The organism is Vibrio bivalvicida (genome assembly GCF_001399455.2).
Classification (GTDB): Bacteria; Pseudomonadota; Gammaproteobacteria; order Enterobacterales; family Vibrionaceae; genus Vibrio; species Vibrio bivalvicida.
Genome location: NZ_LLEI02000064.1, coordinates 42,017 through 63,040, shown reverse-complemented (window position 1 = coordinate 63,040; position 21,024 = coordinate 42,017). Strand labels below are relative to the sequence as shown.

The 21,024-nt window shown below is 45.0% G+C and carries 17 protein-coding genes and 4 tRNA genes; 15 read left to right on the top strand and 6 right to left on the bottom strand.

Annotation, left to right across the window (positions count from 1 at the left end; translation table 11 throughout):
- The first annotated feature begins 2 nt into the window (after positions 1–2).
- Positions 3–89: transfer RNA gene (locus APB76_RS18445), tRNA-Leu, on the top strand.
- Between the two features lie 42 nt (positions 90–131).
- A tRNA-Cys gene (locus tag APB76_RS18440) sits at positions 132–205 on the top strand.
- A gap of 72 nt (positions 206–277) precedes the next feature.
- Here APB76_RS18440 and APB76_RS18435 read toward each other — a convergent pair.
- Positions 278–2,677, bottom strand: coding sequence for a hypothetical protein (locus APB76_RS18435; protein WP_054962261.1), 2,400 nt, complete (start codon positions 2,675–2,677; stop codon positions 278–280).
- Between the two features lie 119 nt (positions 2,678–2,796).
- The gene (locus tag APB76_RS18430; protein ID WP_054962260.1) at positions 2,797–4,032 is read right to left on the bottom strand and encodes an alpha-xenorhabdolysin family binary toxin subunit A; all 1,236 of its coding nucleotides are present in this window, start codon (positions 4,030–4,032) and stop codon (positions 2,797–2,799) included.
- 758 nt (positions 4,033–4,790) lie between these two features.
- On the opposite strand from APB76_RS18430, the gene APB76_RS18425 reads away from it, so the two are divergent.
- The 11 genes from APB76_RS18425 to APB76_RS18375 all read left to right on the top strand — a co-directional run bounded on the left by APB76_RS18425 (position 4,791) and on the right by APB76_RS18375 (position 16,668).
- Entirely contained in the window at positions 4,791–7,406 is a 2,616-nt protein-coding gene (locus tag APB76_RS18425) for a nitrate reductase (RefSeq protein ID WP_054962259.1), read from the top strand.
- A 9-nt stretch (positions 7,407–7,415) separates the two neighbouring features.
- Positions 7,416–8,300: a uroporphyrinogen-III C-methyltransferase gene (gene cobA, locus APB76_RS18420; RefSeq protein ID WP_049843072.1), complete on the top strand. Its 885-nt coding sequence runs from the start codon at positions 7,416–7,418 to the stop codon at positions 8,298–8,300.
- On the top strand, positions 8,297–9,247 hold the full coding sequence (locus APB76_RS18415; RefSeq protein ID WP_049843071.1) for a glycosyl transferase family protein: 951 nt from the start codon (positions 8,297–8,299) through the stop codon (positions 9,245–9,247). Before cobA ends, APB76_RS18415 begins: the two co-directional genes overlap by 4 nt.
- 67 nt (positions 9,248–9,314) lie before the next feature.
- On the top strand, positions 9,315–9,896 hold the full coding sequence (locus APB76_RS18410; protein ID WP_049843070.1) for an ANTAR domain-containing response regulator: 582 nt from the start codon (positions 9,315–9,317) through the stop codon (positions 9,894–9,896).
- A gap of 267 nt (positions 9,897–10,163) precedes the next feature.
- On the top strand, positions 10,164–11,537 hold the full coding sequence (locus APB76_RS18405; RefSeq protein ID WP_049843069.1) for a CmpA/NrtA family ABC transporter substrate-binding protein: 1,374 nt from the start codon (positions 10,164–10,166) through the stop codon (positions 11,535–11,537).
- A 63-nt stretch (positions 11,538–11,600) separates the two neighbouring features.
- Positions 11,601–12,569 (top strand): ABC transporter permease, encoded by a 969-nt coding sequence (locus tag APB76_RS18400; protein WP_049843068.1) that lies wholly within the window; start codon positions 11,601–11,603, stop codon positions 12,567–12,569.
- Between the two features lie 12 nt (positions 12,570–12,581).
- The gene (locus APB76_RS18395; RefSeq protein WP_049843067.1) at positions 12,582–13,454 is read left to right on the top strand and encodes an ABC transporter ATP-binding protein; all 873 of its coding nucleotides are present in this window, start codon (positions 12,582–12,584) and stop codon (positions 13,452–13,454) included.
- 12 nt (positions 13,455–13,466) lie between these two features.
- Positions 13,467–15,950: a nitrite reductase large subunit NirB gene (gene nirB / locus APB76_RS18390; RefSeq protein ID WP_049843066.1), complete on the top strand. Its 2,484-nt coding sequence runs from the start codon at positions 13,467–13,469 to the stop codon at positions 15,948–15,950.
- Positions 15,950–16,279: a nitrite reductase small subunit NirD gene (gene nirD / locus APB76_RS18385; RefSeq protein WP_054962258.1), complete on the top strand. Its 330-nt coding sequence runs from the start codon at positions 15,950–15,952 to the stop codon at positions 16,277–16,279. Before nirB ends, nirD begins: the two co-directional genes overlap by 1 nt.
- A 182-nt stretch (positions 16,280–16,461) precedes the next feature.
- Positions 16,462–16,548: transfer RNA gene (locus tag APB76_RS18380), tRNA-Leu, on the top strand.
- Between the two features lie 46 nt (positions 16,549–16,594).
- Positions 16,595–16,668: transfer RNA gene (locus tag APB76_RS18375), tRNA-Cys, on the top strand.
- A 116-nt stretch (positions 16,669–16,784) separates the two neighbouring features.
- Here the strand turns inward: APB76_RS18375 and APB76_RS18370 are convergent.
- Together APB76_RS18370 and APB76_RS18365 are read right to left on the bottom strand one after the other, a co-directional pair.
- The gene (locus APB76_RS18370; protein WP_054962257.1) at positions 16,785–17,447 is read right to left on the bottom strand and encodes an outer membrane beta-barrel protein; all 663 of its coding nucleotides are present in this window, start codon (positions 17,445–17,447) and stop codon (positions 16,785–16,787) included.
- 176 nt (positions 17,448–17,623) lie between these two features.
- A complete protein-coding gene (locus tag APB76_RS18365) occupies positions 17,624–18,061 on the bottom strand; it encodes a DUF4174 domain-containing protein (RefSeq protein ID WP_054962256.1) in 438 nt (145 codons plus the stop codon).
- A 110-nt stretch (positions 18,062–18,171) separates the two neighbouring features.
- Here APB76_RS18365 and APB76_RS18360 point away from each other — a divergent pair, with 110 nt between their 5' ends.
- Complete coding sequence (locus APB76_RS18360) at positions 18,172–18,690, top strand: GNAT family N-acetyltransferase (RefSeq protein ID WP_054962255.1); 519 nt, start codon at positions 18,172–18,174, stop codon at positions 18,688–18,690.
- 2 nt (positions 18,691–18,692) lie between these two features.
- Positions 18,693–19,088 (top strand): nitrous oxide-stimulated promoter family protein, encoded by a 396-nt coding sequence (locus APB76_RS18355; RefSeq protein ID WP_054962254.1) that lies wholly within the window; start codon positions 18,693–18,695, stop codon positions 19,086–19,088.
- A gap of 20 nt (positions 19,089–19,108) precedes the next feature.
- On the opposite strand, the gene APB76_RS18350 is transcribed toward APB76_RS18355, so the two are convergent.
- Together APB76_RS18350 and trxC are read right to left on the bottom strand one after the other, a co-directional pair.
- Complete coding sequence (locus APB76_RS18350) at positions 19,109–20,269, bottom strand: MFS transporter (protein WP_054962253.1); 1,161 nt, start codon at positions 20,267–20,269, stop codon at positions 19,109–19,111.
- A 197-nt stretch (positions 20,270–20,466) separates the two neighbouring features.
- Entirely contained in the window at positions 20,467–20,901 is a 435-nt protein-coding gene (trxC, locus tag APB76_RS18345; protein WP_054962252.1) for a thioredoxin TrxC, read from the bottom strand.
- Positions 20,902–21,024 lie beyond the last annotated feature (123 nt).

The window sequence follows — 21,024 nt, the reverse complement described above, 5'->3', positions numbered from 1 at the left end:
GTGCCCTGGTGGTGGAATTGGTAGACACAAGGGATTTAAAATCCCTCGACGTTCGCGTTGTGCCGGTTCAAGTCCGGCCCGGGGCACCATCTTTACCTTTACTGGTTCTATCAGGTAAAAACAAAATTTGAGGCGCGTTGGCAGAGTGGCTATGCAGCGGATTGCAAATCCGTGGACCTCGGTTCGACTCCGGGACGCGCCTCCATTCTTTTATAGAATACATTAGCCAGCGTATGCTGGTTTTTTTGTATCCATATGATTCGTTTCTATTCCTACATCAATTCGAACAACTTCTCCCGTTAGGTATCCCATTACCAGAGAACTCGACCCGTAAACGTTCGATTGAGTTTAAGTACTGATTGCTTTGAGTGTTACTTGCGTCAAAGTTATTGAGAGTTACGTTCCAGTTTGTGAAGGGGGTTGGTTCAAAGTAAGCATAAGCAAATTTGTCTGAGAGAGCTCCGTCGCTAATGATACTGACTTGGTTATTTGCTGCATCATCAAGACGATAATAGAAGGCTCTAGTTAAAGGGTTTGCGCTAAACTTGAATTCTTCTTGCTTAAAGCGATCATAATAATTGCCCCCGTTTGAAATACTTAAATTAAATTGTTGACCATAGGGTAGGTTCTCACCTTCGATAAAGACTCGAATCTTATCAAGTCTTACGCGATCAAAAGCGCAGAATTGAGATTGTGACAAAGGAACATTGAAATTGAATTCGCCTGTTTTTGCCAAAGCTTCAATTTGCTTAGGATCATCAATAACGAAATTGTCGATGTTGAAGTCCTGTGGTGCTGGTTGGAAACGGTTAAGTGCGTTGACATACTCGTTTTCAATTGCAGCTAGGTCAAACTGGTAATCTAGGTAGGATTTGTTCAGACTCGGCTTAATATCGCTATCCTTAAGCGCCCAGTACTCGTAAGCTGCAACATAGTTCGATAGTGCAACGAACATTGGGCGTTTAAAGTGCAACGATACCCGCGCTAATTCTTGCTCAATGCTCTTAAGGGCTTCACCGTCTGTTGCGGCTTCAGAGATCAGTTTGGCGAGTCGATCTTTCTGGTTAATGGTGACCTTACGAGTAAGAAGAAGATCGACAAGCTTAGCTTGCTCTTGGACAAGATTAAGTTGCGATGCGTTGATGGCTTTACCCAACAGAACTTGCTTTTCGAGCTCAAGGAGATAAACGCGTGCACCTTTGATCCCAAGCGAATCTGCGTAGCGAAGGTTGCTTCTTACCTCAGTAAGCATCAGATCCCATGCAAGGTTGCTTTCATTTAGAGAAGGGACGGCAAAATCGAATGAGTCCATAGTTTCAGAAATGCGTTGCTGCTTGATAGTGGATTTCACTTCATTGGTTAAAGAGGCAATACCCGCAACCGTTTTCGTAATACTATCAATGATACCAGTAACGCTTTTAATATTAGTGACTAGATTCTTTGCTTTATCGAGTGCTTCAGGTGTTTTTGCAAGTTGCTCGGTGACGTCATTGATCCCTGAAAGGTTACCTGTAAATACGCCACTGACTGCGCTACCAATCTCGGCAATAGCCTTGAATATAGCTAAAGCTGCATTGAGCTGCTGCTGGGTTTTCCAAACCTCGACACCATAAAGATAGTTGCTGCGTGCGCTTAATGCTGTTAGCTCTTGAGTCTTATATTGAGCTTCAACCTCGGTAACACTGTCTAGTAATTTTGCGATGTTTTGTTCAGATTGCTTTACGATTGCATCTTGAGACTCTAGGACGTCATCGACATTTTGTAATGCAAGGCGTGCACTTTCAATTTTGTCTTCTACACGGCTATTCCTGTCGACAACCAAATCCCTTTTTTGCTCAAAAGCAACCATTGCTTCGAGGTAAGCTTTGTATTTATCTTGGTATAACGAGCGGTCTAGGTAGGGAATAAAGTTGTCAGATCGACTACTTAAATCAGTGAATTGTTTAAACGCGATAGCTTGTAGATAAAGGTCAGTTAATAATGGATCTTCTGTAACCGTGTTTCCCGCTTTTCGCATACTATGTTCTAGCCAATCCAGTAGCGCAATGCTCGTTTTGGGTTGCGTGTCATACAGGCTAATCGCCATATCGAAAGAGCGATTGGCAATATCGGAGAATTGCGTTTTCGCGAGCTGAATGTTTGCCGTTAGATCTTCAGCTAATTGCTGTTTAATGTAATGTTCTCCCGATAAAATAATCGATGTACCGTGTACGTTATTGGTATCAATCATATCTGCCGTGACAGTGCCTTCAGGTGTGAAAGCCAATACATTAAATGGTGTTTCCATTTCTTGGGCAATGACAGTAACGGAGGCCGCAGCCCCTTGTTGACCCAGCACAAATGTTGGAACACCGCTTCCAATAATTCGGCGAGCAAAGATCACGATGTTTTGGTTATTCATAACCAAATTAAAGTTTTCATTTACTTCTAAAGTGTCGGCGAAGATATATATTTTGGTCGGTTTTATTTTGTATAGATTCTGCTGGCTGATCCAATCTTTAAGGTTTACATACAAATCTGAAGTAGAGCGTGTTAAGGCGTTGTTTTGTGAATAGGGAGTGTTGAGCCACTCTGGGTATTCAGTGTTTGCAGGCAGGTCATTAATGCTAAGCCAGTCTGAGGCGATGACGCCGTTTGAGAGTGCGGCAGTTACTGCAAGTACAAGGATCTTTTTCATTTTTATTTCCTTATTTAGAGCTACCTTTGTTTTACTTTGGGTAGCCTTTCCCACACCCGACACATTTGCGCGGGTGGGGAAGTGAAGGACAGAGTCCCGTTATTGGTCTATTGGAGGGATTATTCGGCTTTTGCTATGTATGCGTTGTTGGCAAAAGTTTTGGCCTTATCACTGATACTACTCCAGTTTTGCTCCGCTACAGCGGTATTCGCCATCGCTTCTGCAGCTGCGCGCAGAGCATTGGATTGCAATATTTCAGTGCTTGATTCGGCTGCTTCAAGTGCAACTATGAGAGAATCAAAGTCCGTGTTCATCTTTTGCCAGTGTAGTTTCAGTTTGTTGACGTAAGGTATCGCGTTCTCGATCTTGCTTGAGATATAGTTAATACTGTCAGTAGAACGCTTGTAAGAGTTGTATACTTTCTGAGTGGTAGAGAGCTGTGCTTCCAATACCTTAGCTTCGTCTTGAAGTTGATTGCGCAGCTTTCTTGCCTTTTCCGCTTTGTCACCATAAACACCCATTATAGGAACCGCGACCAACGGGAACCAAGCGTAAGTAACAGCAGTAGATGCGACTGTGACGTAATGGTTATAATCTTTGTTTAGCTGATTAATACGGTTGTTCAAGTCATTCACGCGCTGTTGAAGTTCGCTGCCATCGTCATCTAAGTAACCACTATGTGTGCTCTTAAGTACTTCTAACTGGAGCTTCTGTTCTTCCATTTTCGCGGCGAATGCAAGTAGATCCTCGCTGGCTTTTTCTACCTTCTTGTGGTTTTCTACCGAGAAGTTCTTGAGAGCACTTAGGTAAGCAATGGAGAGTTGACGAGCTTGATCGACAGCTTGCACATCAGCAGGCAGTGGCGAAAAGGATTTTGACAAGATTATCGTTAACTGATTGCTTAGTGGCTGAATCATATATTTCTGAATATCGTTGTAGTTAGACAGTGACAGCGCCAAACCTACAATGCTTGGGTAGAGATCTTTTTTCCAGTAAAACGCTTCAGAATGTACTTTGCCATATTGTTCAACAAGTGCTTTAAAATTTGAAAACGGTATATCATCAGAAATGTCGAAAGCAGACTTCATACTTGCTTCCGTAATGGGGAGTGATAGCGCCCCCTCGACGTAAGTTTGAATTTGGAACCACTCTTTCTGATTCAATACAAATTCGTCTGTCTCTAGGTCAATAAATGCACCGTTGTCCCCAATAATAGTGGAGTAACTGATTTGTCCGATTTGTTGTTCAGCCGAATTTGTTACTAGCGATTGACTAGACGTTGAAGCCTGTACTCCAGCAGCGATTAAACTTAAACAAATTGTGGATAAAAGGAGTGGCTTTTTTATGTACTTCATTCTAATACCTTATATTTATTCGCGCTCGCGCCTACCAGTTTATATTGTTTGGTAATGGTGAGGCTTATATTTATAGCAAGCTGTATGGTTTAATAGTTATATATTATTTGTGGTTTTTATAAATTCTCCCAATCAATGTTTTGGCTAAATTTATAGCAATAAAACCGAACTAAATGAGCTGTTCGTCACATAAGGGATAATTTGTTGATCAATATTTAAGCTGCTGATATTTAGTAATATTTAAATTAGTAAAAGTTAAATAAGTCGCAAGGGGCGTGACTAAAAGCTTTTGAGTGATCTTTATAATAAAAATATTATTTTATTTGATAGATTTGTTATTTTTAAATTAATGATGTTTTTTTGGAAAACGCACGTTTTAAATGGCTGTATGAATAAAGATAAACTCGAATGGAATTAAATCGACTTTAGACTTACATGGAGGGAATGACTCAAAACTGCTCCATGTAATATATATAACTATAAATAGCGCTTTGAGTTATAGATATACAGGACAAGAGCAGTGTGATTGTTTAGGTCGTTGCGAACCATATTGATCTTTGTTTGCACAAATATGGTGCATTGCTAGGGTTTGTAAAGTTATAACCTATTGAATCTAAGGATGAATATAACTGGCATCTTAATTGCTGACATCATTAAGTCTGGTTTAACTAGACTACAAAATACATAACAACGTCACAGGCGATGAAGCCTCCTTCACTTATCCAGTGGAGGAGGCTTTTTATTTCAAGGAGTAAGTGATGATAAAGGAATGTACAAAAACAGCCTGTCCGTATTGTGGAGTAGGTTGTGGTGTTGAAGTTAATCAACTGGGCATTAAAGGAGACAAGCAACACCCTGCTAATCAAGGTGCTCTGTGTGTAAAAGGTTCCGCATTAGCCCAGAGTTTAGACATGCCATCGAGACTGCTTTACCCGAAACTTGCTGGAAAAGAGGTCAGCTGGGAGCATGCGACCGACGTAATTGCGAATGCTTACAACAGAGCAATTAGACAGCGCGGCCCTAACTCGACAGCTATGTATGTGTCTGGTCAACTGCTTACTGAAGATTATTACGTTGCCAACAAGTTTATGAAGGGTGTCGTTGGTAGCGCTAATATCGACACCAATTCAAGATTATGTATGTCTTCAGCAGTCGTCGCTCACAATCGTGCGTTTGGGGAAGATGTCGTCCCAGTTAACTATGACGATATTGATGAAGCAGAGTTGATTGTTATTTGCGGTGCTAACACAGCGTGGACTCATCCTGTTTTATTCAGGCGAATTCAGCAGGCTCGAGAACGTAACCCTGAATTGAGGCTAGTGGTGATTGATCCGCGCGAAACGGTGACGGCCGAGCAATCCGACTTACATCTATCTATCCCTAATGACGGTGATATTGCGCTGTTTAATGGGCTGCTGCGTTACTGTGTTGAAAGTGGTTCTCTAGACGAGTCCTATATTGAGTCTCATACATCTGGGTTCGGTGCGTTAGTTGATCTCGTCATGAGCAAAGAGTTCGGCATAGAAGCGCTGTGTGAGCAACTAGAACTGAGCCAAGAGCAACTGAAAACCTTTTATCGCTGGTTTGCCACGACCAGAAAAACCATCACTCTGTTCTGCCAAGGGGTAAATCAATCCCAATACGGTGCGGACAAGGCCAACACTATTATTAATGCTCACCTTGCGACGGGTAAGATTGGCATTCAGGGCGCGGGGCCGTTTTCTATTACTGGTCAGCCGAACGCTATGGGAGGGAGAGAAGTCGGTGGGCTAGCGAATCAGCTAGCAATCCATAGAGGGTTTGACTCTGAGTCAATAAAGCTTGTCAGTGAGTTTTGGAACACAGATACCCTTGCTTTGCAACCGGGTCTAAAAGCGATTGAGATGTTTGAAGCCGTTGAACGTGGCGATATTCAGGTGATTTGGATCATGGCGACTAACCCAGTAGTTTCAATGCCTGACAATGCATTTGTAAAACGTGCACTCGAAAAATGTCCACTCGTTATCGTATCGGATGTGACCGCTGATTCGGATATAGCCAAGTATGCGGATTTGTTGCTCCCAGCCTCAGGTTGGGGGGAGAAGCAAGGTATGGTGACCAACTCCGAGCGTATGCTCACTCGCCAAAGGCAGTTTATGCTCGCGAAAGGTGCAGCTAAGCCAGATTGGCAAGCGATCAGTGATGTGGGCGCAAGGCTGTGTGAGTTACAAGGCCGAGAAAATGCCTTTGATTTTGATCGTGAGGCCGACGTGTTTAGAGAATATGCGGCTATGACAGGACTGAATACGGGGAGCTCACTGTTACTTGATCTGTCCGAGTTCGCGAATATCACCGATGAAGAGTACCTAAACTGGCAACCTATTCAGTGGGGAGGAGAACGACCTTTACACAACGGCCAATTTAGCTTTGCCGATCGTAAAGCGAGGTTCGTCATCCCTGCACTGCCACCAAAACAGCAGGACCAATCATGGTGGTTAAATACTGGCAGACAAAGAGATCAGTGGCATACCATGACTCGTACTGGTTACATTTCCCATCTTGCGGCCACCGAACCAGAACCAACCGTGTATATGAGCAGTCGTTCCGCAGCTTATATGGATGTTAAGTCAGGCCAGTTGGTCGCCTTAGCTAGCTCAGAGACAGAGCGAAAGATTATTGCGAGAGTGGCAATTGATGATGGGTTAGGCAAAAGGCAACTGTTTATGTCGATGCACTGGGCAGGAGAGTATGGAGGCGAAAGTCAGGTTAATGCTGTAGTAAGCCGCATTGCTGACCCTTCTTCTGGACAACCAGCATTTAAATCTCAACCAGTAGAGTTGTTCCCGGTAAAAGCACAAACCTATGGCCTTTACCTCGGTGAGCGATTTGTTGAGCACGATTTTATTTACCAATCATTTCAATCTGAAGAGCGAATTGGCGTCTGGCGTTTTGCAGATAGGCAACGTTATGACAAGTCATTTGCGACAGAGCTTGGTGAAACTCCGCACAAACGCAAAGTCGTTTTAGAGCTTGCTGGTGGCTGGCTAACAGTTTGTTATGACGAAGTGGGAGAAGACAAAATCATTCGTTCTTTACTCATGATCTCTCAGCTCCCTATTGAGGTCGATGTGGCAAATCTTGCCAGTTTAATCGGTAAACCTCTAACTTTTTCAGCTTTGCTGTCTTTCTCTAGTCAGCAAGAAGCCAGTGAGCTGATCTGTAGTTGTTTTAGAGTGAGCGACAAGCAGATTCTCCGTGAATTGGAGAGTGGAGATTGCACAAGCGTCAATCAACTAAAAACTAAACTCAAGTGCGGCACTAACTGTGGCTCATGCTTGCCCCAAGTTGAGCGTCTTGTCACAAGCCACGAACAAACCATACTGATTGCGAAATAGGAGCGTGCTATGAAATTAGACAAGAGGGTTAAAGAGGGTTCGCAATTAGGGCTACGCGGCGCAGGTTTCATTGCTCATCAATATGTAAAACAGCCGATTCTTACAGGTAGTGATGGTGATTCAGAAGGCATCAAACGCGGAAAGGTGCAATTGGTTGGCGCAGGCCCCAATGACCCAGAGCTGTTGACAATAAAAGCGCTGAAAGCGATTCAACAGGCTGATGTGATTGTATTTGATCGTCTGGTAAACAGGGAAATTTTGGATTTTGCTGCAGATAAATGCCAACAAATTTATGTGGGCAAGCGCTGCGGTCAGCCGAGCTTAAAGCAAGAAGCGATTAGTCAAATACTGGTCGAGCTGGCGAAATTAGGTAAACGTGTCGTTAGGCTAAAAGGCGGTGACCCCTTCATATTTGGTCGCGGTGGTGAAGAAGGATTACTACTCGCAAAGCACAACATTGAGTTTGAGGTTATTCCTGGTATCACTGCTGCTATAGGTTGCGCGGCGTCTTCCTATATCCCTTTAACTCATAGAAAAATCGCTAGAAGTGTTACCTTTGTGACAGGGCAGGTGGTGACGGGAGCGTTGCCTGCTTGGTCTGAGCTTGTTAGGGCAGGACAGACTCTGGTTTTTTATATGGGGCTGGAGAAAGCGCAAGAGATTCAGCAAGGACTGGTCGAGCAAGGTCTAAATGCAGACTTTCCGCTTGCCATCATTACTCATGGCTGTAGCCGCCAGCAAAAGGTGCATGTGTCATGTTTAGACTCATTAGCTTCTAAAGCGAGAGAGTTAAAAGGGGTTAGTCCAGCATTGATTATCTTAGGCGAAGTCGTCAAACTGCGAGAAGAACTAAACATGACCATAGAGTCAGTGATCTCACAAGAGGAAGTATGAGCTCAATTTTAGAATGTATCCGAACGGTTGGACGAGGAGAGCGAGGACGCAAGCCGCTTACTTTCGATCAGGCTTACCAAATCATGGACGAGTATCTTGATGGTCAGTGCGGTGACGACCAGATGGCGATGCTACTGATGTTGATTCGAGTACAAAACGAAACCAAACAGGAAATTGCAGGCTTCGTAAAAGCGTTTCAGTCTCGTGCCCCTAGCTTAGGCGCTGATATTGACTGGCCGTGCTATGCGGGTAAACGCAAAAGTGCAGGGCAACCTTGGCATCTGTTAGCAGCTAAGATCCTTGCAGACAGTGGCTACAAAGTACTGTTACATGGTTATCATGATAGGCCCGCCGGACGATTACATGCTGAAGATTATCTCGATGCCTTTGGTATTGAGGTTGCCCAGTCACCGCAACAGGCGAAACAGCTACTAGAGACCAAGCGCATTGCTTATTTACCTCTTAAGCATTTTGCTCCACAAGCTGAAACCATGATTGGCTGGAAGAATCGCTATGGATTGCGTACACCGATCAACACGGTCGTCAGAGCTTTAAACCCGGGAGGCGCAAAACTGGGGTTGCGCGGTAGTTTCCATCCAGGCTTCCAACAACTGCATGCTGAAGTCGAAAGCGAGATAGGATTAACCCGGCACGCCGTGGTCTCTTTTAAAGGACAATCTGGCGAATCAGAATACAACCCTAAAGTCAGCCAAACCGTTTGGGTGAGCACACCGACAGGCGTTGAATCGCATTATTGGACCGAACGTATGCTGACTGACATTCCTTTACCTAAGAAGTGCCTGTTTGGTACGACAGATAGTGATCTTAATATGATGGCCAATACAGTGGTTTCGACAATGGCGGCGACACTGTTTGCTGAGTCAAACGATCTAGAAAAGTCATTTGAAAAGGCCTATTTACTCTGGTCTGGTTACTGTGATAGTTAGTAAATAGAACAATTGGCACATTCCTTGTTATGTCTGTTTTAGATAGAGAGCAAAACAAGGAATGTTCATGCACAAAAATCTCTCCAAAAATCCGCTCATCATTTGCAGTGATCGTGTTGAAGAATTAGCACGATTATCGACGCTGCTCGCTCAAGAATTTGACAACATCATCAGTTGCCAACTTAATCAGTTTGAACAAATGTTAGACCGGGAACCCAACGCTTATGTTGTTGTGGGCTGGTTGCAACCGAGTGCTGAACTACGCGTAGTTATTGAAGAATGCCGCGTTAGAAGGCACCCACTCTTGGTTGTGTTGAAGCAACTAGATGCTAATGATATCAGTCGTTTACCGGAAAGAATGGATTATGTCCTCGTTCCGGCAGATACCGAATTTTGTTTGACTCCTTGGATAGCCAATGCGTGCCAGATTCGCCGTTCAGTGGTTGCTCTTGAAGATGAAATCGAACAGCTTGAGCTGCGATTAGAAGAAAGAAAGATCATCGAGCGAGCAAAAGGGCTATTGATGAAAATGCACCAAGTCGATGAAGATGCGGCTTACAAAGCGATGAGAAAATCAGCGATGCAATCGAGTCAAACCTTGGCGCAAGTGGCGAAAAATCTACTGCAAACTTTAGAGGCGCTTAAGTAGTTTAACTACCACTTTGGGGTTATAGGAAAAATTCCGCATTGGTGCGAAGTGCACTAATACTAAGCAAGCATAAGGTAAGATTGAAAGGGGCTGGTGGTAAGTTATTGAATATAAAGTGTTAAATAAGTTGGCACGCAACTTGGAATACTTAGGTTAGAAACAATCTGTTCAATCGTAACCTTACATTATCAACGGCGGTAATCGACAAGGATGCAATGGCGCTACGACTCCTCGGAGGCGTAGCGCCTTTTTTATTGGAGAAAAGTTATGAAATGGAAGTCAGCAATCAAGCGTACTCTGGTGGGTGCAGCGCTAACCACCACCTTTTATGTACCTAGCACCTTAGCCGAGTTGGGTGAGCCGGAACTCGAAGACCTTAAATTTGGCTTTATCAAACTTACCGATATGGCGCCACTCGCTGTTGCCTATGAGAAAGGCTATTTTGAAGATGAAGGCTTGTACGTCACGTTAGAAGCGCAAGCGAACTGGAAAGTCTTGCTCGATAGAGTGATTGACGGTGAGCTTGATGGGGCCCACATGCTGTCAGGTCAACCGTTAGGCGCGACAATTGGCATTGGCACCCAAGCGGAAGTGATTACCGCATTCAGTATGGATCTCAACGGTAATGCGATTACGGTTTCAAACAAAACATGGCAGCAGATGAAACCCAATATTCCGACCGAGGCAGATGGAAAGTTAGTTCACCCAATTAAGGCTGACGCACTTAAGCCTGTTGTCGAGAGTTATCTTGATGAAGGTAAGCCGTTCAATATGGGAATGGTATTTCCTGTCTCTACTCACAACTATGAACTGCGTTATTGGCTTGCTGCGGGCGGCATACATCCTGGTTACTACGCGCCCAAGTCAGGTGATAACAGTGGACAACTCAACGCAGACGTACTGCTTAGTGTGACTCCTCCACCACAAATGCCTGCGACGATGGAAGCAGGAACGATCGAAGGTTACTGCGTTGGTGAACCTTGGAATCAGCAGGCAGTATTTAAAGGTATTGGCGCTCCAGTTGTAACCGACTATGAGATCTGGAAAAACAACCCTGAAAAAGTGTTTGGTGTCTCCAAGTCGTGGGCAGAAAAATACCCCAATACCCACATTCGTGTCGTGAAAGCGCTGATCCGAGCAGCGCATTGGTTGGATGAAAACAACAACGCCAACCGTGTTGAAGCGGTCAAATTGTTGGCAAAAAGCGAATATGTTGGCGCAGATTTCGAAGTGATAGCGAACTCCATGACAGGGACTTTTGAGTACGAAAAAGGCAATGTCCGTGAGGTGCCAGATTTCAACGTATTCTTCCGTCACAACGCCACTTACCCTTATTACAGCGATGCGATTTGGTATCTGACCCAAATGCGCCGTTGGGGACAAATTCCTGAAGAAAAATCTGATGATTGGTATATGGATGTCGCGAAAGAGGTTTATCGCCCAGATATCTACCAACAAGCTGCACAAGCGCTGATTGAAGATGGGGTACTCACCAGCAAAGACTTCCCAGATTTTGCCACTGAAGATGGTTTCCGCACTCCACAAACACATTTTATCGACAACATCGTCTATGACGGCCGTTCACCTAACGCGTATCTAGAGAAGTTCTCAATCGGTCTTAAAGGCAAAGACAAAGTTTAAAACAAATGGAGGAGGGGCGAGTCCCCTCAAACAAAACAATAACAAGGATGTATAGGAGTTGTTATGTCGAGCAATGTAATCTCACTTATTCCGAGTAAGCAGTTGGTGGCGAACAAGAGCAAAGCTTTTTTGTTACCTGTGATTGGAATCTTGATGTTCTTGATGATGTGGCATTTCAGTGCACGTCAGGTAGAAACTTCACTAGGAACACTTCCTGGCCCGGCTCAAACCTACCAGCAATTCAGTAACTTAGTGGTAGAGCATTGGAATGAAAGAAAAAAAGAAGTCGCCTTTATCGAGCGACAAGAAAAACGTAATGCTGCAAAGCTAGCAAAAAATCCTGATGCTAAGGTCAAGATTAGACCTTACACGGGGAAGCCCACATTCTTTGATCAAATCGTGACTAGCCTGATAACGGTCGCCAGTGGATTTTTATTGGCCACTTTGATTGCTATACCGCTAGGTATTGTCCTTGGCTTAAACCAAGGTGCGTATCAGGCATTTAACCCCATTATTCAGTTGCTTAAACCTGTCTCTCCTCTGGCGTGGCTACCGATAGTCACCATGGTGGTGAGCGCAACTTACGTCAGTGATGACCCAATGTTCGCTAAATCTTTTGTTAACTCGTTGCTGACAGTTGCCCTGTGTAGTTTGTGGCCAACGCTGATTAACACGGCAGTCGGCGTCACTAGCGTGGATAAAGACCTCATCAACGTCAGCAAAGTGCTGCAGTTATCTTGGTGGCAACATATCAGAGTCATTGTGCTTCCGTCTGCAATTCCGATGATCTTTACCGGGTTGCGTTTATCGCTCGGTATCGCATGGATGGTACTCATCGCCGCAGAGATGCTGGCACAAAACCCGGGACTAGGAAAGTTTGTTTGGGACGAATTCCAGAATGGCAGCTCGGCTTCACTGGGGCGCATTATGGTCGCGGTCATCACGATTGGTTTCATTGGTTTACTGCTAGACCGAGGCATGTTGCAACTACAGAAGTGGTTGTCTTGGAATAAGCAACAGGCATTGCGATAAAAGGAGTTTCCTATGTCTAAAGCACTACTCGATTTAACTCAGTTGGGGATGAGATTCCCAACCCCGAATGGCGAATTTATCGCCTTAAAAAACGTCAATCTTCAGATTAATAAAGGCGAATTTGTTTCGCTGATTGGACACTCAGGTTGCGGTAAATCGACAGTACTTAATCTAGTGGCGGGTCTTCACCTACCTACGGATGGTGGGGTGATTGTTGATGGTCGTGAGGTAAGTGGACCAGGGCCAGAGCGTGCAGTCGTGTTTCAAAATCATTCGTTATTGCCTTGGTTAACGGTTTATCAAAATGTAGAGCTGGCAGTAAAGCAGATTGCACAAAGCCAGCTAACTCAAAACACCACTTCTGAACAAAGCTCTAAACAGTGGATCAAAGAGCAGGTCGAACATTATCTCGACTTGATTCAAATGTCTCACGCTGCGGATAAAAAGCCTGATGAAATCTCTGGCGGTATGAAGCAGCGAGTCGGCATTGCCCGCGCGCTTGCCCTTCAGCCCAAAGTCCTTTTGATGGACGAACCCTTTGGCGCGCTTGATGCACTGACTCGCGCTCATCTGCAAGACTCACTGATGAAAATCCAAGCCGAGTTGAACAATACTGTCATTATGATTACCCATGATGTGGATGAAGCGGTACTGCTTTCAGACAAGATCGTGATGATGACTAATGGCCCAGCGGCAACTATTGGTGAGGTGTTGAATATTGAATTGCCCCGCCCACGTAACCGTGTTGCGCTTGCCGATGACCCGCAGTATCAGAAATACCGCCAGTCAGTGCTGCGCTTCTTGTATGAAAAGCAGTCTAAACCAAGTACTCAACCTAAAAGTACCGAGCAGAAAGAGCTCGAAGTACCCGCTAAGACGGCATAAAGGAGTCAGACAATGGAACATGTAGTAATCGTCGGTAACGGTATGGTTGGGCATCACCTTGTTGCTCAGCTTGTTGAACGAGGTGCCCACCTTGAGAAGCGCATTACGGTGATTGGTGAAGAGCGTTTCATCGCCTATGATCGAGTTCAACTCTCATCGCTATTCTCTGGTAACAGCCATCAAGATCTGATGTTAAGCAGTGAAGAGTGGTACAGCAAACATGGCATTGAACTGATGCTAGGTAGCCAAGTAACCAAAATTGAACGGGACAACAAACGCTTGGTTTTAGATGAGGACAGTGTCATAGGATACGATCAGCTCGTGCTCGCAACCGGATCTTATCCATTCGTACCGCCTATTGAAGGTCACGATAGAGACAACATTTTTGTTTATCGAACATTAGATGATCTTTCTGAAATAAAAACAGCGTGTCAGGGCGCGAAGACTGGTGCTGTAATTGGTGGTGGATTATTAGGTTTGGAAGCCGCGAACGCCTTGAAGCTGCTAGGAGTGCAAACCCATGTTGTCGAATTCGCGCCGCGCTTGATGCCTGTTCAACTTGATGATGGTGCGGGCTTAGTTCTGAAAGAGAAGATACAAGAGCTAGGTCTAACGGTTCATACCTCAACGGCTACCGAAAAAATCTGTGATGGCGAAGGTGCTACACATCGGATGGTGTTTAAAGACGCTGACCCTCTTGAAGTAGACGTCATTGTCTTCTCTGCAGGTATTAGGCCGCAAGACGCACTGGCTAGGCAGGCGGGCATAGATATTGGCGAGCGCGGCGGTATTGTCATTGATGATCAATGCCGAACCAGTGATGAGAGCATTTTTGCTATTGGAGAGTGTGCTCTTTGGCAAGAGAAGATATTTGGCTTGGTGGCCCCCGGTTATACCATGGCTCGTGTTGTTGCAGATAAGCTTGTTGGTCGTGAAAACGCAGGCTTTACCGGTGCAGATATGAGCACCAAGTTGAAGCTACTCGGTGTCGATGTCGCTTCGATTGGTGATGCGCATAAAGCGACGGATGGCGCGCAGGAGATGGTATTGCAAGATGCGGTTGCTGGCGTCTACAAAAAACTCGTGGTTGATCAGAGCGGAACCAAGCTGCTAGGCGCCATTCTTGTTGGGGATAACTCAGACTATGACGCTTTACTGCAATGCTATTTAAATGAAACGACCCTTCCTGACCATGCGGCAAACCTACTTTTTGATACGGGAATGCTTAATGGCGAAATGGCAGATACCGCTATTATTTGTTCGTGTCACAACGTGAGTAAAGGTGATCTAGTTAATGCAATACAAGCTGGCGCTCATGATCTTGACACCCTCAAGGCCGAAACCAAGGCAGGCACAGGTTGTGGCGGCTGTAGCAACATGGTGAAAAGTGTCTTAGATGCTCAGCTGACTGCGATGGGCGTCGAGGTGAACAATCATATCTGTGAGCATTTTGAGTTGTCGCGCCAAGAGCTATTCCATATTTGCCAAGTCGAAGAGATTAAAGACTTTGATACATTGATAGAGAAGCACGGTAAAGGTCACGGCTGTGATCTTTGTAAACCCACCGCTGCATCAGTGTTTGCCTCGTTATGGAATGAGCACATCATGGAGCCACAGCACAGCTCGCTACAAGATTCTAACGACGCCTTTATGGCGAACCTGCAAAAAGATGGCTCTTACTCGGTTGTTCCTAGAGTGGCAGGGGGAGAAATTACGCCTGACAAGTTGATCGCATTAGGTGAAGTGGCGAAGAAGTATGACCTATACACCAAGATAACGGGTGGTCAGCGTGTTGATTTGTTTGGTGCGCAAGTCGAACAGTTACCGGATATCTGGCAAGCGCTAATTGATGCTGGATTTGAAACGGGCCACGCCTATGGTAAGTCACTGAGAACGGTTAAATCCTGCGTTGGTTCGACTTGGTGTCGCTATGGCGTCGATGACTCGGTTGGCTTAGCAATCGAATTGGAAAACCGTTACAAAGGGCTGCGCGCACCGCACAAAATCAAGTTCGCAGTATCTGGGTGTACCCGTGAATGTGCTGAAGCACAAAGTAAAGATATTGGCGTCATTGCCACTGAGAACGGCTGGAATCTGTATGTGTGTGGTAACGGAGGGATGAGGCCAAGACATGCTGACTTAATTGCCTCTGACCTGTCTAGAGCAGAACTGGTCGCGTTAATCGACCGTGTATTGATGTTCTACGTTCGAACGGCGGATCGTTTACAAAGAACCTCGGTATGGATGGAAAATCTAGAAGGTGGTTTAGACTACTTAAAACAAGTGGTGATTGAAGACTCATTGAGTATTGCTGATTCGCTTGAAACGCAGATGCAACATGTCGTTGATACCTATCAATGTGAATGGAAGAGCACACTAGAAAACAGTGACAAACTGGCTAAGTTCAAACCGTTTATTAATGCAGAAGAAGCCAGTCAAGTACTTCCATATCAGAGAGTACGCGGGCAACGCATTCCAGTGAAGGAGGAAGTCTAATGGAAATCGCTGAGAAACTAAAAATATGCAGACTATCGGATCTTTCACCCTACCAAGGTAGAGGCGCTCTGATAGACGGTGAGCAGGTCGCACTGTTCCATATTCCGAACCAAGGCGTTTTCGCTATCCAGAATTGGGACCCAATTGGTAAAGCCTTTGTGCTTTGTCGAGGGATAGTCGGGGATATTGATGGCGAGTTATGTGTTGCTTCTCCACTTTACAAGCAGCACTTCAATCTCAGTAGTGGCGTGTGTGTGGAAGAGCCAACAATAAAGTTAACGGTTTACCCGGTAGAAGTAGAGCAGGGCGTTGTAACATTATCACTTTAATAAAACCATCGCGCCGATAAAACCACCGTATTGACGGTATGTTGGTCGATGCGGTGTTCTTTTTAACCATTTGAACAAAAATAGAAATTAATTGATTGACCGGAAAATTTATTCCGTTAAAGTACACCTCGTTCTCACGACATTGCTTGTGGGAATGGTGGTGTACCATCGCTTTTAGCGTTGCCCTGGTGGTGGAATTGGTAGACACAAGGGATTTAAAATCCCTCGGCGTTCGCGCTGTGCCGGTTCAAGTCCGGCCCGGGGCACCATCTACTTTTCTGGCTAAAGCTAGTTAGGTAAACAAGCACAATTTGAGGCGCATTGGCAGAGTGGCTATGCAGCGGATTGCAAATCCGTGGACCTCGGTTCGACTCCGGGACGCGCCTCCATTCTCTTAAGAGAAAGTAACCAGCTTAGGCTGGTTTTTTTGTATCTGAAATTTGAGCTCGTCTAGATAGACCTCAATACTTTCGAGGTCTATCTTTGCAATCAGATATTTGAAGCGTTAGAAGTAGTAGCGAACGCCACCTTTGATACGGTCTTGGTCCATATCTCCCAATTTGGATCCCTCGATTGAAAAATCCACGGCATTGAACTTACGCTCGTAAGCAAGGTTGGCTGAAAAAGAGTCTGTGAAAAAGTATTCAGCACCGAGTTCTAGGTTGAAATGAACTTTATTGTTGGTCACATCTTTGTCGACTTTGATGTCTGGATGTGATGAGCCACCATTCAGCTCCAGTTCCGTACGCGTGTATCCAATCCCAGGTTTCGCGTATAAATTCAGATCGAAGCCTGTGGCATAGCTCATTTTAGCTCCTAGATCGAATGAATAGATTCTAGCGTCGTGGAGCTGGTATTCATAACCTTGAGCACCCAACCCAATATCGTAGTAATTTGAATAGTCTAGAAGATCGATGTAATCGTGGCTTAAGTTAGCTTCGATCGCCAGCCATTCGTTCACCTTGCGCCCAAGCATGATTGAAAGACCTGCGCCGCTATCATCAGCGTTCTTCGTGCCTGAGCTTCTTGTTGGAAATGATGAAACTTCAGAGTCTAGGTCTAGTTTACTTGAATGAGCATCAAGACCAACATACCAGTTGTTTTGTGCAGACACGGCGAAAGAGCCGCTTAGAAGTGCAAGAGCAGCAATAGAGAGTTTAAAATTCATTATTTACATTTTAGTTATGAATGTGTGATCGGTGCGGTTGTAATTTAATAAAAGCACCTATTGATGGCGTGAATCTTATGCTGTGTAACAGATTGTGTAAATTTTATATTCTGTTAATTAATTTTCATAATTAAACAGTAAGGTTCTAAAATAAGAGGTTGTGGAGAGAGTCTTTTTTATGCAGAACAAGGGCTAACTTTCTTCGCCATTTCATAGCGTCGCATCGGCATCACGTCGATGGTCTGTTTCACATGCTCCCAGTCAGTATGTTTTCCCCAACGAAGCTTCTCTCCTCCATCTTTACCAATTAACACAGCGGTGTGAGCGCCGGGCTTAACATCATACATGTTAAACAGTGCCTTGAGGTTGAACTCATGCTTAACCCATTTGGGCATACTAAAGCCGTCTTCTGTGACGACTAAAGTGATTAAGTCTCTGTCTTGCAGTTCACACTCGTTGATCAGTGTTTCTAACAAAAACTGCTTTACGTGCTCGTCATTGGTTGGCGCAAAGTAGATCACGCTGCGGTGCGACCATTCAGCGGAATAAGAAGGGTAGGCCCAGCTCATGGTTGAGTTGAGTAGCGCAATGGTGAGTACAAGTGCAGCACGCATAACGACAATCCTCCAGTGATGGCCTGTAAAAATGTGTTTGTTACACATGTTCTACGTTAATTGTAGGTGGTAAGCTCAAGCCTCGACCAAAAATAGACGGAAATTTTGCCATGCGTAGACTCACATCGGATCGTTTAACATTAAGGATGGCGGAGCTTACAGATGCCCTATTTATTCATGAGCTCTACAACAGCGAAGATTTCCTGCGGTTTGTGGGCGACAAGAACATCCGCAGCGAAAGTGATGCCAGGGCGTATGTTGATGAAAAAATACTAGGCATGCACACAGAGTTTGGCGTTTGTCTCTTACTGGTGGAAGTGACAGAGAGTAGGGAAAAGGTCGGGGTATGCGGTTTAATTAAAAGACCCGAGCTTGAAGCTTACGACATCGGTTATGGGTTTATGCCAAGCTCATACGGCAAAGGCTACGGATATGAAGCTGGAAAAGCCGTTATAGATTACGCACGTGAAACCAATAAAATTGAAGACTTGGTTGCGATTACCACTTCAGATAATCAGAGAAGTCGAGCTCTTCTATCTAAACTTGGTTTTACCTATGTCAAAGTTCAAGATACGTTGAGTGATAAAGTAGACTTACTGTTATACCAACTGAGTCTTTGCCGAGAGTAACTATGGCTGTTTCAAATATTCTTCGTGGCGAACTGCTGACCGAGTTCAAAACGGTTCGCGCAATGATGTTAATTTATTGCTGTGCGCACCATGGCAGCAAGAATGGGTTGTGCGCTGAGTGCCAAAGCTTGCTTGAATACGCTGAAACTAAGTTAGATCGTTGTCCCTATGGGCAGAGTAAACCAACCTGCAATCAATGCCCGATTCATTGTTATAAAGCAGAGCAGAAAGAGCAGATGCGCCAGGTCATGAGATATTCCGGACCAAGAATGTTACTGCCGCATCCGATTTTAGCCATTCGCCATTTACTGCATGAACGCAAACCTGTTCCCGAAAAGCCAGAAGCTGGAGCGTCAAACAGACACCAGAGAAAGCTTGAAGAGAAAGGGACGCAATAAGCGTCCCTTAAACGATTTGGCTATTCCCCTGCGACCGCTTGATGCTTGGTCTTAATACTCGCGATTAGCATGTAGATGCAAGTCGCAAGAAGTGCCGCGAATAGGTAGCCCATCAAACCTTGAGAGCCAGCCATAAACCAGTCCGCTGCCATAGGGCCAGCGACAGAGCCAATACTGTAGCTAAACAGCATTACCTGAGTGGCTGACACGATGTAGTTAGCATCAAGCTTGTCGCAACCAAGGTTGATCGCTACTGGATATAGAGCGAAAGTCGCCATACCTAATAGAAATAGCCCCATACCCAAAGCTTGTAGCCCAGTGACCATTGAGGTGAATGTAATTGCTGCTACTCCTAGTAGACAGAACAGAGCCATAAGCAATGTGCGTCCTAGGAATTTAGACAGCCAAGGTACAATTGGTTGAACGGCCATACCACCTAGAATGACGACCGCCATTAGGCCACCAATATCGCTATGTTCAATGCCACGATTTTGCAGCTCAACTGGCATCAACCCGTAAATCGCACCGAGAGTGAGGCCAGAAACCACACAACCAATGATCGCGGCATGATTCAAATTGCTAATCTGCTTTAGTGACAGTGGAGTGCTATGCTCACTTTCCGGTTGGTCGCTGTCACCAAATACAAGTACCACAACCGCGAGTAGCAATAAGGTAACGATAGCGATAAATGGTACACCACCAGAGACGCCGATAGTGCCAATACCTAGCTGACCAACTGCGCTACCACCGTAAAGAGAGCCCATATACAGGCCCAGTCTTTTCGCGCGTGCGCTTTCGTCACCGTGTAGTAACCAAGATTCAACAATGACAAACACGCCTGCGACAGCAACACCCGCGATAAAACGAGCGACAAGCCAAACTGTGGCATGAGCGACCATTGGTAAAACCATAATGGTGGTAATAAACGTCACTAAACACCATACAAAGGCGTTACGGTGGCCCACTTTTTTAACCAAAGGTTCGATGCCAGCCGCGCCAATCAATAGCCCCGCGTAGAAAACACTGGCGAGCCAACTAGCCAACGATGAATCCAAGTTATACTCAGAAAGCATCAAAGGAATTAAGCTCATCAAATATCCCGACGCGACCGCATAAAGAGCAAGCGCAATAACCGGTACAGAAATGCGAGCTTTTGGAGCAGGTTGAAGGGTATTTTCCAATGTCGTGGCCTCTTTAGTTGTCGTAAAACTGAACAAATTTCGGCGCGACTATGGGGTGAAACAGGTGAAAGGTAAAACGAAAACTTTTGCTCATGACGATAAAGAATATTTATCGTCATATTTGATGAATAAATCAAACAAAAAAGCGAGTAAATGTACACATCTCCCCGCTTTAAACTAGATAAGTATGAAAGCTGTTATTTGGCTAGAGCTTGATTAAGCCATTGATCAAACTGACCTTTAGGAAGTGCACCGTTGATGACATCGACTCTTTTGCCGTTTTTGAACACCATAACGGTAGGAATGCTTCTAATTTGATATTTGGCCGCAAGGTTTTGCTGGCTTTCGGTATCAATTTTTACAAATCGAACATCTTTTGTTCGTTCCGCAGCAACATCGGAAAATACGGGGGCAAACCCCACACAAGGATTACACCAAGGAGCCCAGAAATCGACCACAACTGGTGTATCGCTATTTAGGATTGCCTCGAAATTACTTTCAGTGCCCTCAACGGGCGCTCCATCTAAAAGCAGGTTTTTGCATTTTCCACAAGTTGGCGCTTCTGAAATGCGTTCCGATGGCACACGGTTAACGCCTGAGCAAGATGGGCAACGCGTGTTGAAGGTAGACATGATATCTCTCTCATTTTCTATTGTTTTATATTTGCCAATAACCTCTATCTTGAAGTCATTTGGGTAGTTGGAGATGACAGTGACTGTCGCTGCTAGTTATACTCTGTTTATACCAAGAGATGC